The organism is Nonomuraea sp. CA-218870, assembly GCF_050936535.1.
GTDB classification, from domain to species: domain Bacteria; phylum Actinomycetota; class Actinomycetes; order Streptosporangiales; family Streptosporangiaceae; genus Nonomuraea; species Nonomuraea corallina.
Genome location: NZ_JBNJMN010000001.1, coordinates 4,791,706 through 4,818,110, shown reverse-complemented (window position 1 = coordinate 4,818,110; position 26,405 = coordinate 4,791,706). Strand labels below are relative to the sequence as shown.

Here is a 26,405-nt window from a genome sequence, read left to right as displayed (position 1 = left end):
CGCCTCCTTCGTCAGCCCCGAATCCCGATCGCCAGCACCACCAGGAACGCCGCCGCCAGCGCCAGCCACATGGACAGGTCGGTGACGGCGATCCACCCCGCGAGCACGGCGGCCCCGCTGATCAGGCCGATGTACAGCCGGTCCCCCCGGTCGGTCTCGATGCGCAGGAACCCCCGCCGCGGCACCGGCGGCGAGATCCTCGCCCAGATCGCCATCGCGCACAGCAGCAGGCCGAGGCCGACGAAGACGGCGGCGGTGGGCCCGGTCCACACCATCCAGTCGGGCATCGGCTACACCCTCCCCAAACTGAAGCCCTTGGCGATGTAGTTGCGGACGAACCAGATCACGATCGCGCCCGGCACGATCGTGAGCACCCCGGCCGCCGCGAGCAGCCCCCAGTCGACGCCCGCCGCGCTCACCGTGCGGGTCATGGTGGCGGCGATCGGCTTGGCGTTCACCGAGGTGATCGTGCGCGCGATGAGCAGCTCGACCCAGCTGAACATGAAGCAGAAGAACAGCGTGACGCCGATCGCCGACCGGATCATCGGCAGGAAGATCCTGACGAAGAACCGGGGGAGCGAGTAGCCGTCGATGGCGGCCGTCTCGTCGATCTCGCGCGGGATCCCGGACATGAAGCCCTCCAGGATCCACACCGCGAGCGGCACGTTGAACAGCATGTGCGCGACGGCCACGCCCAGGTGCGTGTCGAACAGCCCGACCGCCTGGTAGATCTGGAAGAACGGCAGCAGGAACACCGCGGGCGGCGCCATCCGGTTCGTCAGCAGCCAGAAGAACAGGTGCTTGTCCCCGGCGAACCGGAACCGGGAGAACGCGTACGCGGCCGGCAGCGCGATGACCAGCGACATGACCGCGTTCATGGACGTGTAGACGATCGAGTTGAGGTAGCTGGAGTACCACACCGAGTCGGTGAAGAACGTGACGTAGTTGTCGAACGTCACCCGCTGGGGGATGAGCTGGAAGCTGCCGAGGATGTCCTGGTTCGGGCGGATCGACATGCCGAACATCCAGAGCAGCGGCAGCATCAGCGTGATCCCGTACAGCCAGAACACCGTCCGCGCCCAGGGCAGCCGCCGCACCGCGCTCACCTCCCGGTCCTGGTCAGCACGGTGAAGAAGACGTAGCAGACGATCTGCACGGCCAGGAAGTACAGCAGCGAGAACGCCCCCGCCGGCCCCAGGTCGAACTGGCCGACCGCGATCTTCGACAGCAGGATGCTGAGGAACGAGGTCGCGTTGCCCGGCCCGCCGCCGGTCACCACGAACGGCTCGGTGTAGATCATGAAGCTGTCCATGAACCGCAGCAGGATCGCGATCGTCAGCACCCCGCGCAGCCGGGGCAGCTGGATGTGCCGGAACGTCGCCCACGCCGACGCGCCGTCGATCTGCGCCGCCTGGAAGTACGGGCCGGGGATGGACCGCAGGCCGGCGTAGGCCAGCAGAGCCACCAGCGGAGTCCAGTGCCACACGTCCATGACGAGCACGGTGATCCACGCGTCGCCGGCGTCCAGCGTGTAGTTGTAGTCGAGCCCGAGCACGTTGTTGACGGTCCAGCCGCCGAGCCCGATGTCCGGCCGGGCGAAGATCTGCCAGATCGTGCCCACCACGTTCCACGGGATGAGCAGCGGCAGCGCCACCAGCACCAGCGCGGCCGGTGCGCCGAGGCCGCGGCGCGGCATCACCACCGCCACCGCCACGCCCAGCGGGATCTCCAGCAGCAGCACCTGCGCCGAGAACAGCAGCGTGCGCACGAACGCGGCCCGCACCTCCGGGTCGCGCGCCACCGACCGGAACCACTCCAGACCGACGAAGATCCGGTCGTTCGGGCTGAAGATGTCCTGCACCGAGTAGTTCACCACCGTCATCAGCGGGATGACCGCGGTGAACGCCACCGACACCACCACCGGCAGCACCAGGAGCCAGGCCCGGTTGGTGCGCCGCCGGGTCTCCGGCCGGCTCTCGGAGCGCTCCCGGCCGGGCGGTCCCGCCTGCCGGGGCGGGGGATCGGCGGCGACGCTCACGGCTCGGCCCTCCCCGTCAGCGGCTCGACCACCCCGCACCGGACCGCGTCCCTGAACAGGAACGCCCGGCCCTCCGCGAAGCGCAGGAACGCCGTGGCGCCCGGCTCGTGCGCGGACGCCGCCTCCGTCCTGGCGACCAGCGTGTGCCCGTTCACCCGGGCGTGCACCAGGTCGTACGCGCCCATCCGGTCGATCTCGGTCACCCGGGCGGCGAGGCCGGGCGGCGCCTCCTCGCCGGTGATCCGCACGAACTCCGGCCGCACCCCGATCCGCACAGGCCCCGCGGGCAGGCCGCCGGACGCCCGCCCGACGGCGGACTCGCCCACCCACACCAGCCCGTTGACCACCGCCCCGTCGAGCACGTTCATCCCGGGCGAGCCGATGAAGTGGCCGACGAACTCGTGCGCGGGCGACAGGAACAGCTCGCCCGGCTCGCCGGCCTGCACGATCTCACCCTCGTTGAGCACCACCACCTCGTCGGCGAACGTCAGCGCCTCCGTCTGGTCGTGGGTCACGTAGACCAGCGTGTGCCCGGTGTCGCGGTGGATCTCCTTGAGCTTGCTGCGCAGCGTCCACTTCATGGCCGGGTCCACCACCGTCAGCGGCTCGTCCAGCAGCACCGCCGCCACCTCGGGCCGGACCAGGCCGCGCCCCAGCGCGACGATCTGCTGGCGGCCCGGGTCCAGCCGCCGCGACCGGCGCCGCAGGTGCTCGTCCAGCCCGAGCAGGCCCGCCACCCTGCGCACCCGCCGGTCCACCTCCTGGCGTGGGTAGCCGCGGTTGCGCAGGGGAAAGGCCAGGTTGTCGTAGACCGACATCTGCTCGTACAGGACCGGGAACTGGAAGACCTGCGCGATGTTCCGCCCGGCGGGCGGCACCGCCGTCACCTCCCGGTCGTCGAACCAGACCCGCCCCCGGGTGGGCGTCAGCAGCCCGGAGACGATGTTCAGCAGCGTCGTCTTGCCGCACCCGCTCGGCCCGAGCAGCGCGTACGCCCGGCCCGTGCGCCAGGTCCACGTCATCGGCCTCAGCGCCCACGTGCGGCCGCCGTCGTAACTGTGCGCCACGTCCTCCAGGCGGATCTCAGCCATGCGCCCCGACCCCCGCCGGCAGCCGCGCGCCGTCCTCGCCGAACACGAACACCCGCACCGGGTCCACGACCGCCACCGCCGGCTCTCCCGGCTGGTACGGATGCGTGCCCGGCAGATGCGCCACCAGGTGCGTGCCTCCCTCCAGCAGCAGGTGCACGAACGTGGCGCCGCCGGTCATCTCCGCCAGCCTGATCTCCGCCGGGAACTCCAGCAGGCCGGGGCCGGCCCGGCCGAGCCCCACCTGGTGCGGCCGGACCGCAACCACCACCGCCCGGCCGGGCTCCAGCGGCCCCGGCGCCGGGAACGAGGCGCCCAGGCACGCGATCCGGCCGTCGCGCACCACGCCCGGCAGCAGGTTCAGGGGCGGGTCGCTGAGCGTCGCCGCCACCTCCAGCGTCGGCGGCTCGGCGTACGCGCGCGCCGGGTCGCCCCGGTGCCGGATCCCGCCTCCGCCCAGCACCACCGTCGGCGCGGCGAACGACAGCGCCTCGTTCGGGTCCGCGGTCGCGTACAGCACCACGCCGGGGGAGTCCCTGAACATCCGCTTGAGGTCGGCGCGCAACTGCTCGCGCAGCTTGAAGTCCAGGTTGGCGAGCGGCTCGTCGAGCAGCAGCACGTCCACCGGGCGGGCCAGCGCCCTGGCGATGGCGGTGCGCTGCTGCTGGCCGCCCGACAGCTCGCCGGGGCGGCGGTCGAGCAACCCGCCGATGCCCATCAGCTCGGCCACCTCGCGCACCCGCCTGTCCACCTCGCCTCTGGGGAAGTCCGCGGCCAGGCGGAGCGGGGAGGCGACGTTCTCGTAGACGGTCAGCGACGGGTAGTTGATGAACTGCTGGTAGACGAAGGCCACCGACCGCCTGCGCACCGACACGCGCGTGACGTCCCGGCCATCGACCACCACCCGCCCGGCGTCCGGGGGCAGCAGCCCGGCCACCACCCGCATCAGCGTGGTCTTCCCCGCGGTCATCGGCCCGAGGAGCGTCGTCAGGCCGCCGGACGACTCCAGGTGGATGTCGTCGAGCCAGACCTCCCCGCGCCGGCGTACGCTCACGCCTTCGATGACCAGCGTCACTGTGCCCGGTCCTTCCCGGAACAGATCAGGGGTCGCGACGATCAGCGACTTTGCTCTTCCAGTTAATATGATCCACAACCCCATGCAAAGGCCGGATCTTGCGGTGTGAAGAGGGATTTATCCGGCGCGGCGCTGGAATCCTCCACCGGAATCTTTACTGAGAGTTACTTCGTGATTACGAGGGGTAGTAAGCCTCAGGGTGATCCGCTTACCCGATGGAAGGCGGAGCTCCCCGCCGTCCACTGCCTGGCTCCCTGTCACCTTCCCCCCAGGCAGCTGGCGAGGGCGGCGCGGCTCACGGCCGCGCCGCCCGGAAGGGACGCGGTGCTCGCCATGAAAGTTTCACGGAAAAGCCGATAATTTCAGGCCGCCACCTGCCCTAACGGCGCGGGCCCGGCCCGGGCATTGACCCTGTCTGCCACCTGTCCCTACCGTCCCCGCAGGGATCCCGATGACGCCGAAAATTTCGGGACCAGATTGCCGCCCTTCCGGAGGTAGGTGCTCGTGCTTTCGTCAATGCTCCTCAGACCCGGCACCCGGCCCAGGACGTTCGCGGTGGCGGCCCTGCTCGGGCTGCTCGCCGTGTTCTTCCTGCCGGTCGGTCAAGCAGACGCCTCGGCGCCGCTGCGTCAGCACGCCGCCGCGCGAGGCAAGTTCATCGGCACCGCGCTCGCCACCGGGCCGCTGTCCAACGAGACCCAGTACCGGAACATCGCGGCGACCGAATTCAACCAGATCACCGCCGAGAACGTGATGAAGTGGGACTCCATCCAGCCCAACCAGGGCCAGTTCAACTTCTCCGGCGCCGACACCATCGTCAACTTCGCCACCCAGAACAACCAGCAGGTGCACGGCCACACCCTCGTCTGGCACAACCAGACCCCGGGCTGGGTGCAGGGCCTGAACGCCACCGCCATGCGCCAGGCGATGCAGACCCACATCAGCCAGGTCGTCGGCCGCTACGCCGACAACCCCGCCGTCGTCTCCTGGGACGTGGTGAACGAGGTCTTCGACGACAACGGCAACATGCGCTCGTCGTTCTGGTACAACACGCTCGGCCTGAGCTTCATCGCCGACGCCTTCCGCGCCGCCCGCGCCGCCGACCCCAACGCCCGGCTGTGCATCAACGACTACAACGTCGAGGGCATCAACTCCAAGAGCACCGCCATGTACAACCTGGTGCAGTCGCTCCGCCAGCAGAACGTGCCCGTCGACTGCGTCGGCTTCCAGAGCCACCTGGCGATCCAGTACGGCTTCCCCACCTCCTTCCAGCAGAACCTGGAGCGCTTCGCCGCCCTCGGCGTCCAGGTCCGCATCACCGAGGTGGACATCCGCATGCAGACGCCGCGCAACTCCAGCAAGGACGCCACCCAGGCCACCTACTACCGTGACGTGGTCCGGGCCTGCATGGCGGTGAGCGCCTGCGCCGGCGTCACCATCTGGGGCTTCACCGACAGGCACTCGTGGGTGCCCGACACGTTCCCCGGCGAGGGCGCCGCGCTCATCTACGACGAGAACTACCAGCAGAAGCCGGCCTACACCGCCGTGCACGACGCGCTCGCCGAAGGCGGCGGTACGGACGACACCACGCCGCCCACCACCCCGGGCACCCCGGCCGCCTCCAACGTCACCGCCACGTCGGCCACGCTGACCTGGACGGCCTCCACCGACTCCGGCGGCAGCGGCCTGGCCGGCTACAACGTCTACCGCGAGCAGGGCACCACCGACCCGCAGCTCGGCCAGTCGTCCACCAACTCGATCAACCTGACCGGCCTGTCGCCCTCCACCCAGTACCAGGTGTACGTGCGCGCGCGCGACGGCGCCGGCAACCTGTCCACCCCCTCCGCCGCGGTCACCTTCACCACCAGCGAGGGCGGCGGCCCGACCGGTCCCTGCACCGCCGCGGGCACCGTGCAGACCCAGTGGAACAACGGCTACGTCATCCAGCCCGTCACCGTCACCAACAGCGGCTCGTCGGCCATCAACGGCTGGACCGTCACCTTCACCCTGCCCGCCGGGCACAGCATCACCGGTTCCTGGAACGCCGCTCTGACCACCAGCGGCCAGACCGTCACGGCCAGGAACGTGAGCTACAACGGCAACCTCGGCCCGAACGGCAGCACCTCGTTCGGCTTCCAGGTCAGCCGGCCCAACGGCAACACGCAGACGGTCTCCGGCTACACCTGCGCGTCCCCGTGAACGGGCAGGGAGCGGACGTGAGGAGCCCTTCCGGCCTCCCCGCCCGCCCCTGACCCCTCCGGCGGGGTGCGGCCTCAGGGCCGCACCCCGCCGCCGCGTCCCGCCCCCCGGCGGTCAGGCGGTGATCTCTCTCCCGTACCGTTCGCGTACGGGAGAGAGGGGGAGCCGATGGTGACGGAGCCCGTGCGGGCGGAGGCGCTGCGGCTGGCCGCTGCGGGGGAGCTGCCCGCCTACGTGTACGACCTGCCGGCCCTGCGCGCGCACGCCGCCCGCGTGCGCGCGGCCACGGCCGGGACGGCGGAGCTCTACTACGCCGTCAAGGCCAACCCGGCCGCCGAGATCCTGCGCGCCCTCGACCCGTACGTGGACGGGTTCGAGGTCGCCTCCGGCGGCGAGCTGGCCCACGTGCGCGAGGCCGTCCCCGGCCGGCCGGTCGCCTTCAGCGGCCCCGGCAAGACCGACGCCGAGCTGGACCTCGCCCTGGCCCCGCCCGTGCACCGGCTGCACCTGGAGAGCCCCGGCGAGCTGGCCCGGCTGATCGCCAGGGACGTCCCGGCCGACGTGCTGCTGCGCGCCAACCCGGAGCTGCCGGGCGAGGACACCCGGCAGGCCGCCGCGAGCCCGTTCGGCATGGACGAGGACGGCCTGGCCGCCTGCCTGCCGCTGCTGGCCGGCGCCCCGCACATCCGGGTGCGCGGCCTGCACACCCACCTCACCTGGGCCCAGCACGACGCCGCCGCCCTGGCCGGCCTGGCTCGCAGGGTGACGGACTGGGCGCTGCCCTGGCTCGGCGCCCACCTGCCCGGCCTCGACCACCCCGAGCTGGACCTCGGCGGCGGCATGGGCGTCGACTACCGGGCTCCGGACCAGGTGTTCGACTGGCGGGCGTACGCCGCCGCGCTGCCCGCGACCGGGGCGCGGCTGCGGATCGAGCCGGGCCGCTCGCTCACCGCCTACCACGGCTGGTACGTCACCGACGTGCTCGACGTCAAGCGCAACCACGGCCGCGGCTACGCCGTCCTGCGGGGCGGCACCCACCACCTGCGCACCCCCGTCGCCCGCGGTCATGACCAGCCCTTCACGGTCGTGCCCCGGACGCTTTCAGGCCCCTCGCTTTCAGGCCCGGCCACCCTGGTCGGCCAGCTCTGCACGCCCAGGGACGTGCTCGCCCGAGACGTGCCGGTGACCGGGCTGCGGCCGGGCGACCTGGTGGTGTTCGAGCTGGCCGGCGCGTACGCCTGGAACCTGTCCCACCACGACTTCCTCATGCACCCCCGGCCGCGGTTCTCCTACCTCGACTGAGACCGCGGGCCGGGGGGTATCAACCGGCTCTCCGACGAGAAACGGACACGAATGATCCTTGACGACCGGCAGGACCCGCTGCGGGTGTGGCAGTACGCCGAGCGCTACCTCGGCGCGGGCACCCGCGCCTACAGCCGCTTCTCGCAGGACCTGGAGATCTCCGAGCCGTACCATCCGCAGCTCGGCCTCCCCAGCTTCGCGGTGCCGACCTTCAGGGTGCCGCCCGGACGGGGGGCCTTCCTGCGCAACGCGCTGGAGTCCGCGACGGTCAAGCACTACCTGGGCGGCGGCGGGTTCCTGCTGCCCGTGCATCCGGAGACGCTCGCCTTCCCCGGCCTGCCGGACCTGGACGCGCTCACCGAGCGCGGGCCCGACCTGACCGTGGTGCCCTCGGCGAACGCCCGCACCGTGTTCGTGGAACGGATCGGCGGCCAGCCGGTGGAGCCTCACTTCGTCAAGCTGCACTACCCCCGGCGGCTGTCGCGCTTCACCCGGCGGCTGCGGCGGCCGATCATCTCGCTGCAGCTCTGGGTGGCCGAGGAACTGTCGGCGGCCGGGGTGCCGGTCCTGCCGGAGGTCGCCGCCGGGGTCCTGGGCTCCGACCCGGACGAGTCCTGGGGCTTCCTCATCCGCGAGACCCGCACCGGCGCCGGGGGAGCGGCGACGCCGCGGTTCACCGTGCCGCTGTTCGCGCTCTACGGGCAGGACGTGCGCGAGGCCGGCGACCCGCCGCTGATGGCGCGGCTCGCGGCCCGGAGCGGCGAGGACCCCGCCGACTGGCTGGCCGGCCGGGTCGTCGCCCCCATGGTGCGCCTCTGGCTGCACGCCGTCTCCGCCACGGGCTGCGTGCCCGAGCCGCACGGCCAGAACACCCTGTTCGCCTTCGACGCCGACGGCCGCCGTACGGCGATCCTCTACCGCGACTGCGGCGTCTACGTCGACCCCGCCATCCGGGCCGCGCGCGGCCTGACCCGCGACCTGCCCCCGGTCAACGTCATCTCCCGCGACGTCCGGCAGCCGCGCGAGCGCGTCCTCAGCCTCACCTACGACAGCTTCATGGGCCATCACGCCCTCGACCGCCTCGCCGCCGTCGCCGCCGACAGCCTCGGCGTGGACCCGGGGCGTCTGCGCCGGGCCGCGCGGGAGGCGTTCGCCGCCGGTCCGGAGGTCGGCCTGCCGCCCACCGTCCACTACTACGAGGACCGGCTGCACGACGACGGCCGCTGGGACCTCGTCGACACCGGCGAGCCCCCGGCCTGGCGGTAGCTAGAGCAGCGCCTGGTACACCAGCTGCCGCAGCCTGCTCCTGATCGGATGGGTGTCCGACGGGAGGAGCTGGGTCATGAAGACGACCGTCAGCTCCTCCGCCGGGTCCACCCAGAAGGTGGTGCCGGCCGCCCCGCCCCAGCCGAACTCGCCCTCCGAGGTCACCGTCCGGTGCCGGACGGCGTCCCGCACCACCGCGAACCCGAGCCCGAACCCGCTCCCCGCGTACGGCACCTCGGCGAACCCCGGCTGCCCGAAGTCCTCCAGGTCCGCCCCGCCCGGCAGGTGGTTGCGGGTCATGTAGGCGACCGTGCGCGGCCCCAGCAGCCGCACCCCGTCGAGTTCGCCGCCGCGCAGCAGCATCCGCGTGAACCGGTGGTAGTCGCCCGCCGTCGAGATCAGCCCGCCGCCGCCCGACAGGAACGACGGCCGCCGCAGCTCCGCGCCCCGCGTGTCCATGGGCACGGCCCTGCGGCGGTGGTCCGCGGAGTAGAGCGAGGCCATCCGCCCCGCCCGCTCCTCGTCGATCCAGAACCCGGTGTCGTGCATGCCCAGCGGGCCGAGGACCCGCTCGCGCAGGAACGCGTCCAGCGGCCGGCCCGACACCACCTCGGCCAGCCGGCCGAGCACGTCGGTGGCCACCGAGTAGTTCCACCGCGTGCCCGGCTCGAACGCCAGCGGCAGCTCCGCCCACCGGTCGACCGCCTCGGCCAGGCTCATCCCGCGCGGCGCGCCGCGGTCGAACCCGGCCCGCCGGTAGAGCTCGTCCACGACGCTCACGCGCTGGAACCCGTACACCAGGCCCGCGGTGTGGGTGAGCAGGTGCCACACCCGCACCGGCTCGGCCGCCGGCCGCGTGACGGGGGAGAAGGCGGGCCCCTTCTCGTAGACGCGCAGGCCGGCGAACGCCGGGAGGTAGCGGCTGACCGGGTCGGTCAGCTGCAGCAGCCCCTCCTCGTACAGCGTCATCACCGCGACCGAGGTGATCGGCTTGGTCATCGAGTAGATCCGGAACAGCGTGTCGGTCTCCACCGGCGCGCCCGACGCGACGTCGCGCGACCCGTACGCGGACAGGTGGGCGATCTCGCCGCGCCGGCTCACCAGCACCAGCCAGCCGGGCAGCCGCCCGTCGTCCGCGTACGGGGCGAAATGGGCGTCGATCCGCCGGAGCCGGGCGGAGTCGAGGCCGACGTCCTCCGGATCGCAGGTCACCGTCAGCTCGCCCACCGCGCCTCCTCGGACAGCCCGGAAATTTAGAACCGAATTCTAGACCTGGCGCGCCTCCCCGTGCAGCCCTCTGATCGCGAGCACGTACCCGTACACCCCGAACCCCATCACGATCCCGCTGGCCACGGGCGAGACGTAGGAGTGGTGCCGGAACGGCTCGCGGCGGTGCACGTTCGAGATGTGCACCTCGATCACCGGGAGCTCCACGCCCTCGATCGCGTCGTGCAACGCGACCGAGGTGTGGGTGTAGGCGCCGGGGTTCAGCACCGCGCCGATGGCCCGGCCCGCCTTCACCTCGGCGCCCGCCTCCTGGATCCAGTCGATGAGCTGGCCCTCGTGGTTGGACTGGCCGAAGACCAGCTCCAGGCCCAGCGCCTCGGCCTCCTCCCGGCACAGGGTCTCGACGTCGGACAGGGTCGTGGTCCCGTACACCTCGGGCCTGCGGACGCCGAGCAGGTTGAGGTTCGGGCCGTTGAACACGTAGACGGATGTCATCCGACTGATCGTACTCAGCCCTTGTAGTTGAACACCTGCCGCAGCGTGTGCTGGACCGTCACCAGGTCCTCCTGGTCGGCCATCACCCGGTCGATCGGCTTGTAGGCCTCCGGGTGCTCGTCGACCAGCGCGGCGGCGCGGTCGGCGTTCCAGGTGCGGCCGCTCATCGCCGCCCTGAGCGACGTCGCCGACAGCTCCCGCTTGGCCTTCGTGCGCGACATCCGCCGTCCCGCCCCGTGCGCGCACGAGTGGTAGGACTCGGGGTTGCCGCGCCCGCGCACGACGTACGACCGCGCGCCCATCGAGCCGGGGATGACGCCCTCGTCGCCGGTGTCCGCCTTGATCGCGCCTTTCCTGGTGATCCAGAGCCGCTTGCCGTGGTGGGTCTCCAGCTGGGTGAAGTTGTGGTGACAGTTCCGGGTAAGGATGTTGTCCTCCAGCGCGAAGGCGTGGGTGTCGTCCACTACGGCGCAGAACACCTCCTCGACACGATCCGTCTCCTCGACGGATCGTACGGTCCAGCCCCTCCGCTCGATCGCTTTCGTTCCCGCCTCGAATCGCGCCCGGTGAGAAGGGATGAGGAAGAACGCAGGGTCGAGATCCCCCCGCATGATGCCCAAGAGGTACAGCGGTGCCGGCTGCGCGCCGAAGCCGTTCCGCAGGCGTGTCCGGATCCCGTACGTGCCGATGCCGATGCGGTCGCACAGCATGCGGACGTACTCAAGGTTCTCCCGGGAGGCGGAAGCGAGAGTCGGGCCGCCGGTCGTGCCCACGTCGCCGTCAGCGGCGAAGTAGCCCGCCAGCCATCCGTAGAGATAGGAGGGCGGCATGTCGGGTGAAGGCGTGGTCGTCTTCCACGCCACGGGCAATCCTGTGATCACTTTCATGGCGGCGTAGGTGCGCAGCGGATTGCCGAACCCCTTGAACAGGTGAAGGAGTGCTTGATCCTTCTCACCGCAGAAAATCGCCCGGCAGGTGTTGCGGGACACGACTGATCCGTCGCCGAAGACGAAGCCCCTGGCAGCCCCTGCGCGGTCCACGGTCATGTCCGAAGGTTTCCTGGTGAAGGTCCAGGCGAGGCGGTCGCCCTTGATCAGGTCAGCCGTGGTGACCTCACTGGGACGCTTTCCCCAGTAGCGCGTTCCGCCGCTGGAATGCGTGCGTAGCAGCCAACGGTGTCCCGGGGTCGCGTAGATCATTTTCTCGACCCCGTTGCGAGACAGCCGTACACGCATGAGACGTTGCCGGCCGAAGGAACGGACCGGCGCTTTGACCCATGTGCCGTCCGTGGTCAGCAGCTCATGGATGCCGTCCGACAGTTCGGCGATGGGGCGCGGGCCGGTGGCTGTCATCACTCTGGTTTCGCCGGCGAAGCAGTTGATGGTCCGCACCCTCTGGCCCGTACCGACCACCTGGAACAGCGCGTTGATCAGGACCTTGTCCATCCGGGCCCGCGAGGCCATCGCGTAGCGCTGGGACCAGAGCATGTCCGCGATGTAGGCGTCGAACTCCGGCGTGCTCTGCGCCAGGTAGGCCAGGTCCGGGTCCTCCAGGCCGACCGCCTGGCGCCTCATCAGCTTCTTGGCGCCCGAGATGTGCATGGTCGCCAGCTGGTTGCCGATGCCGCGCGAGCCCGAGTGGAGCACCGTCCACACCCGGTCGCGCTCGTCCAGGCAGACCTCGACGAAGTGGTTGCCCGAGCCGAGGGTGCCGAACTGGCGGGCGACCTTGGTCTCCTGCTGCGCCGTCAGGCTCGTGTGCGGACGGCCGAGGTCACTGAGCGCCCGGTCCACCGACGGGTCCTCGTGACCCTTGCCGACACCGGCCGGAATCCGCCGCTCGACCAGCGGCATCAGCGCGTCGAGCGTGTCGGGCAGGTCGGCGGCGGTTAGCGTGGTCTCGGTGGCGACCATGCCGCAGCCGATGTCGACGCCGACGGCGGCCGGGATGATCGCGCCCTCGGTGGGGATCACGGAACCGACCGTGGCGCCGATGCCGACGTGCGCGTCGGGCATCAGCGCGACGTGACCGGACACGATCGGCATCCGGGCGGCGCGGGCCGCCTGCGCGATCGTCTGGTCGTCGATCTCGCTGGCCCACGACAGCAGGTTCGGAGCGGGCTGGTACGGCATGACAGGGAACTCCTTGTCTCGTCCTTGATCCAGTCTGCCCGCGAAACGCCGGTCCAGCCCACTCATTTACGCCGTACGGGGCATATCGGACGGGCCGGTGTGCTTGTTACGATCACCCCATTACGACCCTCCAGGTGGAGTGTGACCTGTGCGGCCTGACCCGCCTGACGGCGTGACCGAGGAGATCCTCGAAGGCGGCGGCGTCAATCAGGTGATCCGCCGCGGCGCCACCGTGCGCAGGCCCGCCGGGCCGTGGACGCCCGCCGTGCACGCGCTGCTGCGCCACCTCGCCGACCGCGGCTTCACCGGCGCGCCCCGCGCCCACGGCCTGGACGAGCGGGGCCGCGAGATCCTCGACTACGTCCCCGGCCAGGTCGCCCACGACCCGGCCCCGTACGCGCGAAACGACGCCGTCCTGCGCGCCGTGGCCGTCCTGCTGCGCGACTACCACGACGCGACCGCCGGCTTCACCCCGCCCCGCGACGCCACCTGGTACTTCCCGCCGCGCGAGCCCGCCGAGGTCGTCTGCCACGGCGACGTCGCTCCGTACAACTGCGTCTTCCGCGACGGGCTGCCCGTCGCGTTCATCGACTTCGACACCGCCCATCCCGGGCCGCGGCTGTGGGACGTGGCGTACGCGGCCTACCGGTTCGCGCCCCTCACCGCGCCCGGCCACGGGGAGACCGTGCCCGTTCCCGAGCAGGCGCGGCGGCTGCGGCTGTTCTGCGACGCCTACGGGCTGGCCGTCGCCGGCCGCGCGGCCCTGACGGACGCGGTGGGCGAGCGCCTGCGCGGCCTGGCGCGGCTGATCCGCGAGAAGGCGGCCGCCGGTGAGGCCGCCTTCGCCGCCCACCTCGCGGCCGGCCACCCCGAGCTGTACCTCGCCGACGCGGCGCACGTGGCCCGCCACGCCCCCGTCCTGCGGGAGGCCGTACGGTGATACGCCGTTGTGAGAGCGGGCATCAGGCAGACGTAGGCTGTCCTTCTGGCGCCCTTGGGCCCATTGGCGCGACCACGGGAGGTGACGCCCATGCTGCGTGACTCGTTCGGGCGAGTGGCTACCGATCTTCGGGTGTCCCTCACGGACAAATGCAATCTGCGCTGCTCCTACTGCATGCCGCCGGAAGGGCTCGACTGGCTGCCCAACGCCCAGCTCCTCACCGCCGACGAGGTCGTCAGGCTCGTCACCATCGGCGTCGAACGGCTCGGCATCACCGAGGTCCGCTACACCGGCGGCGAACCGCTGCTGCGCCGTGAGCTCACCGACATCGTCGCCCGCACCACCGCGCTGCGGCCCCGGCCGCAGGTGTCGCTCACCACCAACGGCATCGGCCTGGCCCGCACCGCCGGCGCGCTCGCCGCCGCCGGGCTGGACCGGGTCAACGTCTCGCTCGACACGCTCGACCGCGACACGTTCAAGCGGCTCGCCCACCGCGACCGGCTGCCCGACGTGCTCGACGGCCTGGCCGCCGCACACCACGCCGGGCTGCGCCCCGTCAAGGTCAACGCCGTGCTCATGCGCGACGTCAACCGGCACGAGGCGGTGCCGCTGCTGCGCTGGTGCCTGGAGCGGGGCTACGAGCTGCGCTTCATCGAGCAGATGCCGCTCGACGCGCAGCACGGCTGGAGCCGCGACGACATGGTCACCGCCGACGAGATCCTGGAGCTGCTGTCCGGCTCCTTCGACCTCACCCCCGACGACGCGGAGGAGCGCGGCAGCGCGCCCGCCGAACGGTTCCTGGTCGACGGCGGGCCGGCCCGGGTGGGCGTGATCGGGTCGGTGACCCGGCCGTTCTGCGCCGCCTGCGACCGCGTACGGCTCACCGCCGACGGGCAGATCCGCAACTGCCTGTTCGCCCGCGAGGAGTCCGACCTCAAGTCCGCCCTGCGCGCCGGCGCCGGCGACGACGAACTGGCCGAACGCTGGGTCGCCGCCGTGGCGGGCAAGCGCGCCGGCCACGGCATCGACGACCCCTCCTTCCTCCAGCCGGCCCGCCCCATGTCGGCGATCGGCGGCTAGTGCGGGCCCGCGACCTGGGCCTCACGCCCGGCGACCGCGGCCCGCACGACGCGATCACCGACGTGCCCGGCGTGCGCGTCGGGCACGTCACCCTCGTCCGCGACCCCGGCGTCCGCACCGGCGTCACCGCCGTCGTGCCCGACGGCATCGGCCCGCACGCGCCGCTGCCCGCCGGGCTGTTCACCGGCAACGGCCACGGCAAGCTCGTCGGCGCCACCCAGCTCGCCGAACTGGGCACGCTCGAGTCGCCCATCGTGCTCACCGCGACCCTGTCGGCGTTCCGCGCCGCCGACGCCCTGGTGACGTGGCTGCTCGCCCAGCCCGTCCACGCCGGGGTACGGACCTTCAACCCGGTGGTCGGCGAGTGCAACGACGGCCACCTGTCCGACATCCGCGCCCGCCCCGTCACCGAAGCCCACGTCCTGGAGGCCGTCGCCACGGCCGCCGGCGGCCCGGTCGCTGAAGGGTGCGTCGGCGCGGGCACCGGCACCACGGCCCTCGGCTTCAAGGCCGGCATCGGCACCGCCTCCCGCGTGGTGCGGGTCGAGGGCGCCGAGGTCACCCTTGGCGCCCTCGTCCAGGCCAACTTCGGCGGCACCCTCCGCCTCCACGGTCGCCCCATCACCCCCACGTCCCTGGGCCTCCCCGGCCCAGTCGTTCCCCGTTCGGCTCCCTCCGGTGGGGGCGACCAGCGGAAGGCCGGGTCGTGCATGATCGTCGTCGCCACCGACGCGCCCGTGGACGCCCGCCGCCTCACCCGCCTGGCCAGGCGGGCCGTGTTCGCGCTCGGCCGCGTGGGCGCCGACTACAGCCACGGCAGCGGCGACTACGCCATCGCCTTCACCACCCGAACCGGCGTCGCCCCCATCCCCGACCACGCGCTGAACCCGCTGTTCTCCGCCACTCTGGACGCCGTCGAGGAGTCCGTGCTGAACTCGCTGCTGGCCGCCGAGACCACCGTCGGCTTCCGGGGCCGCACCGCCCACGCGCTCCCCGCCTCGCGCCTGCTGGACCTCCTGGGAGCCGGCGCCACGGACGAGCACCCGTACGAGAGCCGGTGACACCATGCCCACGACCGCACCCCCGCCCCGGCCGGGCAGCCCTCAGGCGCCGACGGGCATCCGGCCACGACCGCGAGCATGGCGTCCCGCGGTGACGGAACGAGGAGTGCGTACGGTGGAATCGTGTTCGACACGGTGATCCTGGCGGGCGGCAGGGCGGAGCGGCTGGGCGGAGTGGACAAGCCGGGCCTGGAGGTGGGCGGCATCCCCATGGCCGCCGGCGTGGCCGCCGCCGCCCGCGCCGCTCTCCCCGCCGCCCTTGCCGAGATCGCCCCGGAGACGGTCCGGCGAACCGGCCGGGGAGCCGCCGGCGGCACCGGCCGTGATGGCGACGGTGGTGGGCGGCTTGTCATCGTGGGACCTCCGAGGGACATTCCCGGGGCCGTCTTCGTCCGTGAGGAGCCGCCCGGGGCCGGACCGGTGCCGGCTCTTCGCGCCGGGCTGGCCGAGGTCACCGCTTCCTGGGTGATCCTCCTGGCCGGTGACCTGCCTTTTCTCGCCTCCTCCCACCTCACCACCCTCCTGGCCCGGACGGGCGACCCGGCTCTCCTGCCGGGATCCTCGGCCGCCCCCGAGGGGAACCGGGACACCAGCGGCGCCGTCCGAGGGGGAACCGGTGACGGTCTCGCGGTGAGGGCGGCGACGGGCAGGGCGCGGGGGGTCGTCGCCGTGGACGGCGAAGGCCGGGAGCAGTGGTTGCTGGGCGTCTGGGACGTCGCCCGGCTGCGGGAGGCGCTGGACGCCTACGAGGGGCGGTCGCTGCGCGGGTTGCTGGAGCCGCTCGTGGACCGGCGGGTGCCGTTGCCGCGCGAGGCGTGGTTCGACTGTGACACTGGGGACGACCTGCGAGAGGCCCGTCATGCTGAAGGAGGCTCGGAATGAACGTGCTGGCTGAGTGGACGGCGCTGGCCTGCGAGGAACTGGGCGTCGACCCGGCCCGGGTGGACCGCGACCAGATCCTGGAGCTGACCAAGGAGGTCGCGCACGGGGTGGCCCGGCCGGCCGCGCCGCTGACCGCGTACCTGCTGGGGCTGGCGCAGGGCGCCGGGACCGCGCCGGAGGAGGCGGTGGAGCGGTTGACGGCGCTGGCCAGAAACTGGGGCGAGAGCGGGACGCTGACCGACGGCTGAGACTGGGGCGAACTCCCGCTGTCAAACCCCCGCCCGATCCTGAAGATTGGCTGTGAATTCAGGGGCGGGTGGGGTGTAAACGATTTCGGGAAAGCGGTCCTACCCGAAGGCGAAGCCGGCCCGCAGATAGATCATCCGCATTCGAAAGTTTTGCCGGGAAAAGGGCGACGCCGGGTGGTTACGGGGGCAAACCACCCGGCGTCGCTTCATCGGCGTTCCGACGGGGGCCCGGAACGCCGGCACCAGCACTCCGACGGGGGACCGGAGCGCCTGGCTAAAGCGTACACCTACAACCCGTGGGATGCGTCAAGAGTTAGTCACGACCCGATCTCGCGTCGATGCAGCGGTATCTCGCTTTGGTTAGCGTCCGGGGTCTGAAAGGTGGGAGGTGGGGCGTCCTTGCCGCGCTCATTGGCCCCGATAACCGCTATGTACGGCAAAAAGATCGCACCGGCGATGAACAGGAGCTTGTACGGCCACGGCAGCGGCACCACCACGGCCAGGATCAGGCAGATCGTCCGGATGCCCATCTTGATGAGGTAGCTGCGCTCGCGGTGGCGGATGTCCGTGCTCAGCGAAGGTCTGGCGTCCGTGACCGTGTGGACCGCCTGCTTCCTGCGCCAACTCCTCATACTCCCCACGTTAAACCTCGGACGGGCCGGTGACGACAGCGCCCCGGAAGGGCGGCCCCGGTCATGCGACCATGGCCTTGGAGTAAGGAGGATCTGGAGATGACGGATCGTACGTACCGCGTGACCGAGATCGTCGGCACCTCCCCGGAGAGTGTCGACGAGGCCATCCGCAACGGCATCAGGCGGGCCTCGCAGACCCTGCGCCACCTCGACTGGTTCGAGGTGACGGAGGTGCGCGGCCAGATCGACGCGGGGGAGGTGGCCCACTTCCAGGTCGGCATGAAGGTCGGCTTCCGTCTCGAAGACGCCTGAGAGTCCCCGACCGGTCGGTCAGGGGACCCGAGTGGGCCTCGACGCCCGGGCCGGGCACCGGGGCCCGGGACTCAGGATCGGGCCCCGGACGGGCCGGCTGACAGCCGCTCCAGCGCCTCCCGGGTCTCGGCCACCAGCTCCCGCGCCCCGTCCACCGCCGCCGCCAGCGACCGGGGCGTCTCGCCCAGGCCGCCCAGCAGCGCGCGGGCCCGCCGGCCGAACCCGGCGGGGGCGGCCGGCAGCGTCTCCGCGACCGCCAGCGCGCCCTTCTCGTTGAGGCACCACCGCCGCTCGGCCGCGAACAGCGCCTGGACCAGCACGCCGACCGCCCGCGACAGGCAGAGGGAGATGTAGAGCGTGTCCGCCCTGCCCACCGCCTTGCCCGCCACCTCCACCAGGAACCCGGCCTCCCAGGCCGCCGCCATGAGCGACTCGCGCAGCCGTTCCGGGTACACCGCCGTCTCCTCCCGCAGCCGTGCCAGCTCCCCGTGCGGGTCGGCGAGTATCCTGCCGAGCGCCACCTCGCCCGCGTAGCACGGCGACCAGAACCCCAGCGGATGCCCCATCTGGACGCCCACCTCGTAGCGGCCCTCCCGGCAGTCCGCCCACACCCGCCGCACACGGTCGACGTCGCGCAGGATCCAGTCCACCGCCGCGCCGCCGGCCTCCAGCCACGCCCCGCCGTTCACCCACGGCCCCCACCCGCCGGGCCCGGCCACCTCGACCCCCGGCCCGGCGAGCTCGCCCAGCGCCTCCACGTCGAGCGGCTCCCGGTAGTAGACGCCCAGGTCCCAGTCGGAGTCCGGCCGGTGCTCCCCGCGCGCCCTGCTCCCGCCGAGCAGCACCCCCACCACGCCCGGCACCTCCGCCAGCCGCCGCGCCATGTCCGCCACGATGGCCTCCACCGCCCGCCTCCCCCCGCGCTTCAAGATCACAACCGGCGTCATCCTACGTCCACACCGCGCGCCGCACGCCGGGAACGGGGCGCGCGGTTTCGCCCGGGGGTGACAGATCACCGGGCGGGCGGCACACTGCTGTCATGCGCAGCCGGACCACGAAGGTGCTGTCGGCACTGCTCCTCCTCGTGTCGGCGGCCGCGTGCTCGGGGGAGCGGGAGCCGGCGCGTTCCGTACGGGAGAGCCCGGTGTTACGGCAGACCCAGGAGCAGGTCGAACGGACGGCGGGCAGCCTGCGCCGGCTCGACGACCTGCCGATGTACGCGATGACCTACCACGGCGACTACGACGCCGAGGCGCCGCTGACCGACGAGGAACTCGCCCGCCCCGACAGCGCCTGGGCGTGCTCCCTGTTCGCCAGAGGGCCGGAGTCCGCCGACGGCGCCGAGTTCGCCCGCAACTTCGACTGGGACCCGAACGCGGCGATGGTGGTGCACAGCGACGCTCCCGGCGCGTACGCCTCGATCTCCGTCTCCGACGTCTCGTACGTGCTCGACGGCGGCGGCCCGGACCTGAAGGACCCCCAGCACCGGCGCAGGCTCGGCCACGCCGTGCTGCTGCCGTTCGACGGCATGAACGAGAAGGGGCTGGCCGTCGGCCTGGCCCAGACGCCCGACGCCGAGCTGCCCGCCAGGACGCCGGGCCGCGCGCTGATGGGCACCACCCGCATCATCCGGCTGATGCTCGACCGCGCCGCCACCGTGGACGAGGCGATCGCGCTGATGCGCCGCTACGACGTCGAGTTCACCGGCGGGCCGCAGGTGCACTACCTGATCGCCGACCGGACCGGCCGGGCCGTGGTCGCCGAGTACGGCGGCGGCAGGCTGCACGTCATCGACGACCGGATCCTCACCAACATCACCATGGCCGACACCGAACCGGCCGACCGGCTGTCCGACGCCCGCTACAGCGCCCTGGCCAAGGGCATCGGCACCGGCGCCGACGCCCTCGACCTGCTGCGCCGGGTGGCGCAGGCGCACACCCGCTGGTCGATCGTCTACGACCTGGACGACCTCACCGCCCGGCTGGTCACCGGGAAGCGCTGGAGCCGGGTCCACAAGCTGACGATCAGCTCGCCTGGCTGACCGTCGACATGTTGAAGTCCGGCACCCGTACCGCGGGCATGACGGTGCGGGTGAAGTAGTCGCTCCACTCGCGCGGCAGCGTCTGCTGCGACCGGCCCACCTCGCTGAGCCGGCCGAGCAGGTCGACCGGGCTCTCGTTGAACCGGAAGTTGTTCACCTCGCCCACCACCTCGCCGTGCTCGACGAGATAGACGCCGTCGCGGGTGAGCCCGGTCAGCAGCAGCGTCTGCGGGTCGACCTCGCGGATGTACCACAGGCAGGTCACCAGCAGCCCGTGGCGGGTGGAGGCGATCATCTCCTCCAGCGAGCGGCCGTCACCGGGCCCCCGCATGATCAGGTTGTCGATGGCGGGCGTGACCGGCAGCCCGCTCAGCTCGGCCGAGTAGCGGGTCTGCAGCAGCGACTCCAGCCGCCCCTCGCGGATCCAGTCGGTCGCCGTCAGCGGCAGCCCGTTGTCGAACACCGAGCTCTGCCGGCTGGAGGCGTGCGCCGTCACGAACGGCGCGCAGGCGACGCCGTCAGCCGACGGGTCGCTGGAGAGCGTCACGGGCATCGAGGCGAGCCGCTCGCCCACCCGGGTGCCGCCGCCCGGCTTGGCGAACACCGAACGGCCGTCGACGGCGTCCCTGGCGCCCGCGGACCAGAACAGGTAGACCATGAGGTCGGCCACCGCCGCCGGCGGCAGCAGCGTCTCGTAGCGGCCCGCGGGCAGGTCGACCCGCGTCTTGGCCCAGTCGAGCCGCCGCGCCAGCCCGGCGTCGAGGGCGGCCACGTCGACGTCGGTGAAGTCGTGGGTGGACACGCCGGCCCACGCCGAGCGCTTCAGGTCGGCGGACTTGGCGTTGAGCTGCAGCCGGCCGGTCGGCTGGTCGTGGCGCAGCCGCAGGCCCGTCGACGTGCCGAGGAAGGTCGAGGTGAGAGTGTGCTCGGCGAACCCGTACAGCCTCCTGCCGCCCGACTCGGCGGCCGAGAACGCCTCGCCGAGCGCGGGCGCGAAGCCCTCGAACACCCCGATGCCGGTGGGCGGCACCGGCTCGTCCCAGGACGCGCTCGCGGGCACCCCGGACACCAGCTCGCGGGCGTCCTCGGCGGGCTGCGCGGCGCGGGCCGCCGCGTCGGCGGCGGCCACCACGTCGGCGAGCTGGTCAGGGCGCACGGCGGAGCGCGACACCACGCCCACCCCCCGCCCGCTCATCGAGATCACGGTGAGACGGGTGGAGTGCGCCACCCCGTTGGTGGTCAGGGTGTTGCCCGCGAACCGCAGGTTGGCCGACGAGTGGTCGTCGGCCAGCACCACGCAGGCGTCGGCCGCGGAGAGCGCGAGCGCCCGTTCCACCATCTCCTGGGGAGTCGTCACTTTCCGCCCTCCTGAACGGTGTTGAGGATCCGGACGTCGCGGAACAGCGCCGACGGGCAGCCGTGGCTGACCGGCGCCACCTGCCCCGGCTGGCCCTTCCCGCAGTTGAACGCGCCGCCCAGCACGTAGGTGCCGGGGCCGCCGACGGCCTCCATCGACTGCCAGAAGTCGGTCGTGGTGGCCTGGTAGGCGAAGTCGCGGACCTGCCCGGCGAGCTTGCCGTGGGAGATCCGGTACGCGCGCTGCCCGGTGAACTGGAAGTTGTAGCGCTGCATGTCGATGGACCAGCTCTTGTCGCCGACGATGTAGAGGCCGCGTTCGACGCCGGCGATCAGCTCGTCCGTGGCCGGGCCGTCCTGGGCCGGCTGGAGCGACACGTTGGCCATCCGCTGGATCGGCGTGTGGCCCGGCGAGTCGGCGAACGCGCACCCGTTGGACCGGCCGAAGCCCTTCATCATCGCCATCCGCCGGTCGAGCTGGTAGCCGACCAGGACACCGTCGCGGACGATGTCGAAGGTCTGGCCCCGCACCCCCTCGTCGTCGTAGCCGACCGTGGCCAGGCCGTGCTCGACCGTGCGGTCGCCGGTGACGTTCATCAGCGGCGAGCCGTACACCAGCTCGCCGAGCTGGTCGAAGGTGGCGAAGCTGGTGCCGGCGTAGGCGGCCTCGTAGCCCAGCGCCCGGTCGAGCTCGGTGGCGTGGCCGATCGACTCGTGGATGGTCAGCCACAGGTTGGACGGGTCGATCACGAGGTCGTAGTCGCCGGCCTCGATCGACGGCGCGGCGAGCTTCTCCTCCAGATGCAGCGGCAGCGCGGCCAGCTCGGCCTGCCAGTCCCACTCCGTGCCGGTCAGGTACTCGTAGCCGCGCCCCACGGGCGGCGCGATCGTCGACATGTCGTCGAACCCGGACCGCGACGCCTTCATCGCGTTCAGGCTCGGATGGACGCGCACCCGCTGCTGCGTGGTCGTCGTGCCGGCCGTGTCGGCGTAGAACTTCTGCTCCTTGACCTGCAACAGCCGGGCCGAGACGTGGTCGGCGCCCTTGAGCAGCCCCGCCGACCAGTCGGCCAGCAGCGCCACCTTGTCGGCCTGCGCCACGTCGAACGGGTCGACCTCGTAGGACGACACCCACGTGGCGTCGTGCACCGGCTCCGGGGCCAGCTCGACCGGCTCGCGGTTGATCGGCGCGCTCACCTCCGCCACCCGCACCGCCTGCTCGGCCACCCGGGCCGCCGCCTCCGGGGTGAGGTCGACGCCGGCGGCGAAGCCCCACGTGCCGTCCTTGACGACACGGACGGCGTAGCCCAGGTCGTCGGCGTCGGCGGCGCCTTCGAGCCGGGCGTCGTAGAGGCTGAGCGTCTCGGCGCGGACGCGTTCCAGCCGGAAGTCGGCGTGCTCGGCGCCCAGGTCGCGGGCACGCTGCAGCGCGGCGTCCGCGAGCCGCCGCAGCGGGAGCGCGAGGAAGTCGGAGTCGATCTGGCGCATGTCCACGATCCTAACCCTGTGATCTTGTGTCACCCGGATAAGCGGGTACCGGCCGGTAGCAGATAGCGTCAGGTGTCATGGCTCGCTCTGTACTCGTCACCGGGGGCAATCGCGGCATAGGCCTCGCGATCGCCCGTGAACTCGCCGCCGCCGGCGACGCCGTCGCCGTCACCTACCGTTCCGGAGAACCGCCGGAAGGGCTCTTCGGGGTCAGGTGCGACGTGACCAGCATGGCCGACGTCGAGGCCGCCTTCGACAAGGTCGAGGCGGAGCAGGGCCCGGTCGAGGTCCTCGTCTCCAACGCCGGCATCACCAAGGACACCCTGCTGGCGATGATGAAGGAGGAGACCTTCACCGACGTCGTCGACGCCAACCTCACCGGCGCCTACCGCGTCACCAAGCGGGCGATCCGGCCCATGATGCGGCTCAAGCGCGGCCGCATCGTCCTCATCTCCTCCGTGATCGGCCTGCTCGGCCAGGCCGGCCAGGCCAACTACGCCGCCTCCAAGGCCGGGCTGATCGGCTTCGCCCGCTCCCTGGCCCGCGAGTACGGTTCGCGCGGCATCACGGTCAACGTGGTCTCGCCCGGGTTCGTGGCCACCGACATGACGGCCGAGCTCGACACCGAGGCGATCGTGAAGAACATCCCTCTGGGGCGTCAGGCGACTCCCGCGGAGGTGGCGCGCGTCGTCCGCTTCCTGGCGAGCGACGACGCCTCCTACATCACCGGGGCCGTGATCCCCGTCGACGGCGGTCTGGGAATGGGGCACTGACGTGGGCATACTCGAAGGCAAGCGGATCCTGGTCACGGGCGTGCTGACCGACGCCTCCATCGCGTTCTCGGTCGCCAAGCTGGCGCAGGAGGAGGGCGCGACCGTGGTGCTCACCGGCTTCGGCCGGCTGAGCCTGGTCGAGCGGATCGCCAAGCGGCTGCCCGCGCCCGCCCCCGTGCTGGAGCTCGACGTGCAGGACACCGACCAGCTCGACACGCTGGCCGACCGGGTGGGCGAGCACGTCGACGGCCTCGACGGGGTGGTCCACTCCATCGGCTTCGCCCCGCAGTCGGCGCTCGGCGGCAACTTCCTCAACACCGCGTGGGAGGACGTCGCCACGGCCCTGCACGTGTCCACCTACTCCTACAAGTCGCTCGCGGTGGCCTGCCTGCCGCTGATGAAGGAGGGCGGCGGCGCGGTCGTCGGCCTCGACTTCGACGCCAGCAAGGCCTGGCCGGTCTACGACTGGATGGGCGTGGCCAAGGCCGGTCTGGAGTCGTGCAACCGCTACCTCGCCCGCGACCTGGGCAAGCACGGCATCCGCGTCAACCTCGTGGCCGCCGGGCCGCTGCGCACCATGGCGGCCAAGTCGATCCCGGGCTTCAAGGAGTTCGAGGAGAGCTGGCCCGACCGGGCGCCGCTCGGCTGGGACCTGGCCGACACGGTGCCGGCCGCCCGCGCCTGCGTGGCGCTCATGTCCGACTGGTTCCCGGCCACCACCGGCGAGATCGTGCACGTCGACGGCGGCGTCCACGCGATCGGCGGCTGACCTCAGGCGAGCCGGTGGCGTCCCGCCGGCTCGAACGGCATCGAGTCGTGCGGCTCGCTGCGGCGCCTGCGCTGCTGGACCACCCGGCTGGCCAGGATCGCCGTGGCGAGCAGCACCACGGTCAGCGTGGTGCCCAGCACGTCGGAGGCCGGCGCGACCGGCCGCACCACCGGCTCGCGTCCCATCGGCAGGGGCAGCTCCTCGGTGAACGGGTTGGGCCACAGCAGGTCGATGCGGAGGTCCTCCGGGTCGGCCGCGGGCTCCTCGGCGACCGGCTCCTCGCTGCCGTCGATGGAGTGCGTCTCACGGGCCGGCGGCTGCGTCGGCCAGGTCGTGGGCACCGCCTCGGCGTCCTCCTCGGGCTCGCGGCGGCGTTCCTCGCGCTCGGGCTCGGCCGTCTCACGGTCGTCGGCCCGCGGGCTCGGGGGCGTCGTCTCCCGCGGCGCGTCCTCGTCCGCTTCCTCGTCCGCTTCCTCGTCCGCGTCGTCGCAGGCCAGCGGCAGGCACACGTCGGCGAGCGGCTCGGGCAGCAGGGTCTTCTTCGGCTTGGTGGAGGGCGTGGAGCGGGCCGACGGCTCGCCGGACGGGGCGGCCTTCGCGGTCGGCACGGCCTCGCCGACGGTGCCGAGGACCTTGTCGGTGGTCTTGTCCAGGCCGTCGGTGAGGGGCTCGGTGACTCCGCCGGTCAGCTTGTCGACGGTGCCGGTGACGGCGCCCACGACGTCGCACAGGCCGTCGGTCACCCCCGAGAGCAGGCCGCCCCCGCCGCGCTCGCAGTCGGCCGCCTGGGCTCCCTGGGCCCCCTGGGCGGCCGCGGGGACCGCGGCGATGGGAAGCGCCACGATCGACACCGCGAGGATCCCAGCCGAGATAGCGGTTCTGCTCACCATCCGTCCCCTCCCGCGTGGCTTCCGAGGAAAAGCCTGAAGGGTAAGTGCAGACGGCGCAGCGCTTTTCTCAGTAAAGTTGCGATTCGGTATCGACTAGTGATACGCGAATTGAGCTCTCGTTCGTTACTCGGGGGACGAGACGTCATCCAGGGCCTCTCGGATCTCGATCGGGAGCTCCAGGTCTTCGGCGAGCAGCGTGCCCTTCAACTGGGTGAGCGTACGCGCCCCGACGATCGCCGAGGCGATGCCCGGCTGGTCGCGGACCCATGACAGCGCGACCGCCGTGGGCGAGACGCCGAGCCCTTCGGCGGCGGTCACGACGGACTCGACCACGCTGCGGCACCGGTCGTCGAGGTACGGGCGGACGAAGTCGGAGAAGTGCGGCGTGGCCGCCCGCGAGTCGGCTGGGATGCCGGTGCGGTACTTGCCGGTCAGCACCCCGCGGCCGAGCGGCGACCAGGCGAGCACGCCGACGTCCAGATGGTGGGCGGCCGGCATCAGCTCGCGCTCGGCGTCGCGGGCCAGCAGGGAGTACTCGGTCTGCACCGAGATGATCGGCGCCCGGCCGGGGATCATCCGCTGCGTCACCGAGGCCGCGGCGAGCTGCCAGCCCGTGTAGTCGCACACGCCCGCGTACAGCGCCCGGCCGGAGGAGACGATGGCGTCGAGCGCGGCCAGCGTCTCGTCGAGCGGCACCTCGGGGTCGTAGGTGTGGAGCTGCCACAGGTCGACGTGGTCGACGCCGAGCCGGCTCAGCGAGTCGTCCACGGCGGCGATCAGGTGGCGCCGGGAGGCGTCGCGCGACCGGCGGCCCATCGGCGTCACCACCGCCTTGGTCGAGATCACCAGCTCGCCGCGCGGCACCTGGTCGCGCAGCAGGCGGCCGAGCACCCGCTCGGCGTCGCCGCCGGTGTAGACGTCGGCCGTGTCGACGAGGGTGCCGCCCGCGTCGAGGAACATCCCGAGCTGAGCCGCCGCGTCGTCGGCGTCGGTGTCACGCCCCCACGTCATCGTGCCGAGGCCCAGACGGGACACCGACAGGCCGCTGCGGCCGACATAGCGCTGCTCCATGATCCCGCCAGATTACCGCTCAGGGGGGTCGAACGCCGAG

Annotated in this window: 26 protein-coding genes; 12 read left to right on the top strand and 14 right to left on the bottom strand. The window is 72.1% G+C overall.

The features are described 5' to 3' along the window. Positions 1-11: 11 nt before the first annotated feature. From ACQEUU_RS23275 to ACQEUU_RS23255, 5 genes are read right to left on the bottom strand one after another with little or no spacing between them, the layout of a single operon-like run. Positions 12-287, bottom strand: coding sequence for a DUF2160 domain-containing protein (locus ACQEUU_RS23275; RefSeq protein WP_433069222.1), 276 nt, complete (start codon positions 285-287; stop codon positions 12-14). A 3-nt stretch (positions 288-290) separates the two neighbouring features. Beyond that, on the bottom strand, positions 291-1,106 hold the full coding sequence (locus tag ACQEUU_RS23270; protein WP_270158258.1) for a carbohydrate ABC transporter permease: 816 nt from the start codon (positions 1,104-1,106) through the stop codon (positions 291-293). Further along, positions 1,103-2,038 carry a carbohydrate ABC transporter permease gene (locus ACQEUU_RS23265; protein ID WP_433069220.1) on the bottom strand — a complete coding sequence of 312 codons (936 nt, stop codon included), beginning with the start codon at positions 2,036-2,038 and terminating at the stop codon, positions 1,103-1,105. Before ACQEUU_RS23265 ends, ACQEUU_RS23270 begins: the two co-directional genes overlap by 4 nt. Then, entirely contained in the window at positions 2,035-3,129 is a 1,095-nt protein-coding gene (locus tag ACQEUU_RS23260) for an ABC transporter ATP-binding protein (RefSeq protein ID WP_433069217.1), read from the bottom strand. Before ACQEUU_RS23260 ends, ACQEUU_RS23265 begins: the two co-directional genes overlap by 4 nt. Next, positions 3,122-4,201: an ABC transporter ATP-binding protein gene (locus tag ACQEUU_RS23255; protein WP_433069215.1), complete on the bottom strand. Its 1,080-nt coding sequence runs from the start codon at positions 4,199-4,201 to the stop codon at positions 3,122-3,124. The genes ACQEUU_RS23260 and ACQEUU_RS23255 overlap by 8 nt, the downstream gene beginning before the upstream one ends. Positions 4,202-4,717: 516 nt before the next feature. On the opposite strand from ACQEUU_RS23255, the gene ACQEUU_RS23250 reads away from it, so the two are divergent. The 3 genes from ACQEUU_RS23250 (at position 4,718) to ACQEUU_RS23240 (ending at position 8,968) form a co-directional block, all read left to right on the top strand. Then, positions 4,718-6,400 (top strand): endo-1,4-beta-xylanase, encoded by a 1,683-nt coding sequence (locus ACQEUU_RS23250; protein WP_433069212.1) that lies wholly within the window; start codon positions 4,718-4,720, stop codon positions 6,398-6,400. Positions 6,401-6,568: 168 nt separating this feature from the next. Further along, positions 6,569-7,702: an alanine racemase gene (locus ACQEUU_RS23245; protein ID WP_433069209.1), complete on the top strand. Its 1,134-nt coding sequence runs from the start codon at positions 6,569-6,571 to the stop codon at positions 7,700-7,702. 51 nt (positions 7,703-7,753) lie between these two features. Next, entirely contained in the window at positions 7,754-8,968 is a 1,215-nt protein-coding gene (locus ACQEUU_RS23240) for an IucA/IucC family C-terminal-domain containing protein (RefSeq protein WP_433069206.1), read from the top strand. On the opposite strand, the gene ACQEUU_RS23235 is transcribed toward ACQEUU_RS23240, so the two are convergent. From ACQEUU_RS23235 to ACQEUU_RS23225, 3 genes are read right to left on the bottom strand one after another with little or no spacing between them, the layout of a single operon-like run. Beyond that, the gene (locus tag ACQEUU_RS23235) at positions 8,969-10,195 is read right to left on the bottom strand and encodes a serine hydrolase domain-containing protein (protein ID WP_433069202.1); all 1,227 of its coding nucleotides are present in this window, start codon (positions 10,193-10,195) and stop codon (positions 8,969-8,971) included. A 39-nt stretch (positions 10,196-10,234) separates the two neighbouring features. Further along, complete coding sequence (gene aroQ / locus ACQEUU_RS23230) at positions 10,235-10,690, bottom strand: type II 3-dehydroquinate dehydratase (RefSeq protein WP_433069199.1); 456 nt, start codon at positions 10,688-10,690, stop codon at positions 10,235-10,237. A 14-nt stretch (positions 10,691-10,704) separates the two neighbouring features. Beyond that, positions 10,705-12,822 (bottom strand): RtcB family protein, encoded by a 2,118-nt coding sequence (locus ACQEUU_RS23225; RefSeq protein WP_433069198.1) that lies wholly within the window; start codon positions 12,820-12,822, stop codon positions 10,705-10,707. A 148-nt stretch (positions 12,823-12,970) separates the two neighbouring features. Here ACQEUU_RS23225 and ACQEUU_RS23220 point away from each other — a divergent pair, with 148 nt between their 5' ends. The 5 genes from ACQEUU_RS23220 to ACQEUU_RS23200 all read left to right on the top strand — a co-directional run bounded on the left by ACQEUU_RS23220 (position 12,971) and on the right by ACQEUU_RS23200 (position 17,033). Further along, complete coding sequence (locus ACQEUU_RS23220; RefSeq protein WP_433069195.1) at positions 12,971-13,762, top strand: phosphotransferase enzyme family protein; 792 nt, start codon at positions 12,971-12,973, stop codon at positions 13,760-13,762. A gap of 90 nt (positions 13,763-13,852) precedes the next feature. After that, complete coding sequence (gene moaA / locus ACQEUU_RS23215) at positions 13,853-14,842, top strand: GTP 3',8-cyclase MoaA (protein ID WP_433069193.1); 990 nt, start codon at positions 13,853-13,855, stop codon at positions 14,840-14,842. Then, on the top strand, positions 14,842-15,903 hold the full coding sequence (locus ACQEUU_RS23210; protein WP_433069190.1) for a P1 family peptidase: 1,062 nt from the start codon (positions 14,842-14,844) through the stop codon (positions 15,901-15,903). The genes moaA and ACQEUU_RS23210 overlap by 1 nt, the downstream gene beginning before the upstream one ends. A gap of 123 nt (positions 15,904-16,026) precedes the next feature. Then, positions 16,027-16,785, top strand: a complete 759-nt coding sequence (mobA, locus tag ACQEUU_RS23205; RefSeq protein WP_433069188.1) for a molybdenum cofactor guanylyltransferase — start codon at positions 16,027-16,029, stop codon at positions 16,783-16,785. After that, positions 16,782-17,033 carry a DUF6457 domain-containing protein gene (locus tag ACQEUU_RS23200; protein WP_433069185.1) on the top strand — a complete coding sequence of 84 codons (252 nt, stop codon included), beginning with the start codon at positions 16,782-16,784 and terminating at the stop codon, positions 17,031-17,033. Before mobA ends, ACQEUU_RS23200 begins: the two co-directional genes overlap by 4 nt. Before the next feature lie 317 nt (positions 17,034-17,350). Here ACQEUU_RS23200 and ACQEUU_RS23195 read toward each other — a convergent pair whose 3' ends face one another. After that, on the bottom strand, positions 17,351-17,665 hold the full coding sequence (locus ACQEUU_RS23195; RefSeq protein WP_433069182.1) for a DUF3099 domain-containing protein: 315 nt from the start codon (positions 17,663-17,665) through the stop codon (positions 17,351-17,353). Positions 17,666-17,764: 99 nt separating this feature from the next. Here ACQEUU_RS23195 and ACQEUU_RS23190 point away from each other — a divergent pair, with 99 nt between their 5' ends. Continuing rightward, on the top strand, positions 17,765-17,977 hold the full coding sequence (locus ACQEUU_RS23190) for a dodecin (protein ID WP_433069179.1): 213 nt from the start codon (positions 17,765-17,767) through the stop codon (positions 17,975-17,977). 71 nt (positions 17,978-18,048) lie between these two features. Here ACQEUU_RS23190 and ACQEUU_RS23185 read toward each other — a convergent pair whose 3' ends face one another. Further along, positions 18,049-18,882: a DUF4037 domain-containing protein gene (locus tag ACQEUU_RS23185; RefSeq protein ID WP_433069177.1), complete on the bottom strand. Its 834-nt coding sequence runs from the start codon at positions 18,880-18,882 to the stop codon at positions 18,049-18,051. A 134-nt stretch (positions 18,883-19,016) separates the two neighbouring features. Here ACQEUU_RS23185 and ACQEUU_RS23180 point away from each other — a divergent pair, with 134 nt between their 5' ends. After that, entirely contained in the window at positions 19,017-20,018 is a 1,002-nt protein-coding gene (locus ACQEUU_RS23180; RefSeq protein ID WP_433069174.1) for a carcinine hydrolase/isopenicillin-N N-acyltransferase family protein, read from the top strand. On the opposite strand, the gene ACQEUU_RS23175 is transcribed toward ACQEUU_RS23180, so the two are convergent. Beyond that, positions 20,002-21,357: a metallopeptidase TldD-related protein gene (locus tag ACQEUU_RS23175; protein WP_433071947.1), complete on the bottom strand. Its 1,356-nt coding sequence runs from the start codon at positions 21,355-21,357 to the stop codon at positions 20,002-20,004. The genes ACQEUU_RS23180 and ACQEUU_RS23175 overlap by 17 nt on opposite strands. Before the next feature lie 14 nt (positions 21,358-21,371). Then, positions 21,372-22,862: a TldD/PmbA family protein gene (locus ACQEUU_RS23170; RefSeq protein ID WP_433069171.1), complete on the bottom strand. Its 1,491-nt coding sequence runs from the start codon at positions 22,860-22,862 to the stop codon at positions 21,372-21,374. 77 nt (positions 22,863-22,939) lie between these two features. Here ACQEUU_RS23170 and ACQEUU_RS23165 point away from each other — a divergent pair, with 77 nt between their 5' ends. Both ACQEUU_RS23165 and fabI read left to right on the top strand, forming a co-directional pair. Further along, entirely contained in the window at positions 22,940-23,635 is a 696-nt protein-coding gene (locus ACQEUU_RS23165) for a beta-ketoacyl-ACP reductase (protein WP_433069169.1), read from the top strand. A 1-nt stretch (position 23,636) separates the two neighbouring features. Beyond that, positions 23,637-24,404, top strand: a complete 768-nt coding sequence (gene fabI / locus ACQEUU_RS23160) for an enoyl-ACP reductase FabI (protein ID WP_433069166.1) — start codon at positions 23,637-23,639, stop codon at positions 24,402-24,404. Positions 24,405-24,406: 2 nt separating this feature from the next. Here the strand turns inward: fabI and ACQEUU_RS23155 are convergent, their stop codons facing one another. Together ACQEUU_RS23155 and ACQEUU_RS23150 are read right to left on the bottom strand one after the other, a co-directional pair. Then, positions 24,407-25,291 (bottom strand): hypothetical protein, encoded by an 885-nt coding sequence (locus ACQEUU_RS23155; protein ID WP_433069163.1) that lies wholly within the window; start codon positions 25,289-25,291, stop codon positions 24,407-24,409. A gap of 126 nt (positions 25,292-25,417) precedes the next feature. Next, positions 25,418-26,365 (bottom strand): aldo/keto reductase, encoded by a 948-nt coding sequence (locus tag ACQEUU_RS23150; protein WP_433069161.1) that lies wholly within the window; start codon positions 26,363-26,365, stop codon positions 25,418-25,420. Positions 26,366-26,405: the final 40 nt, after the last annotated feature.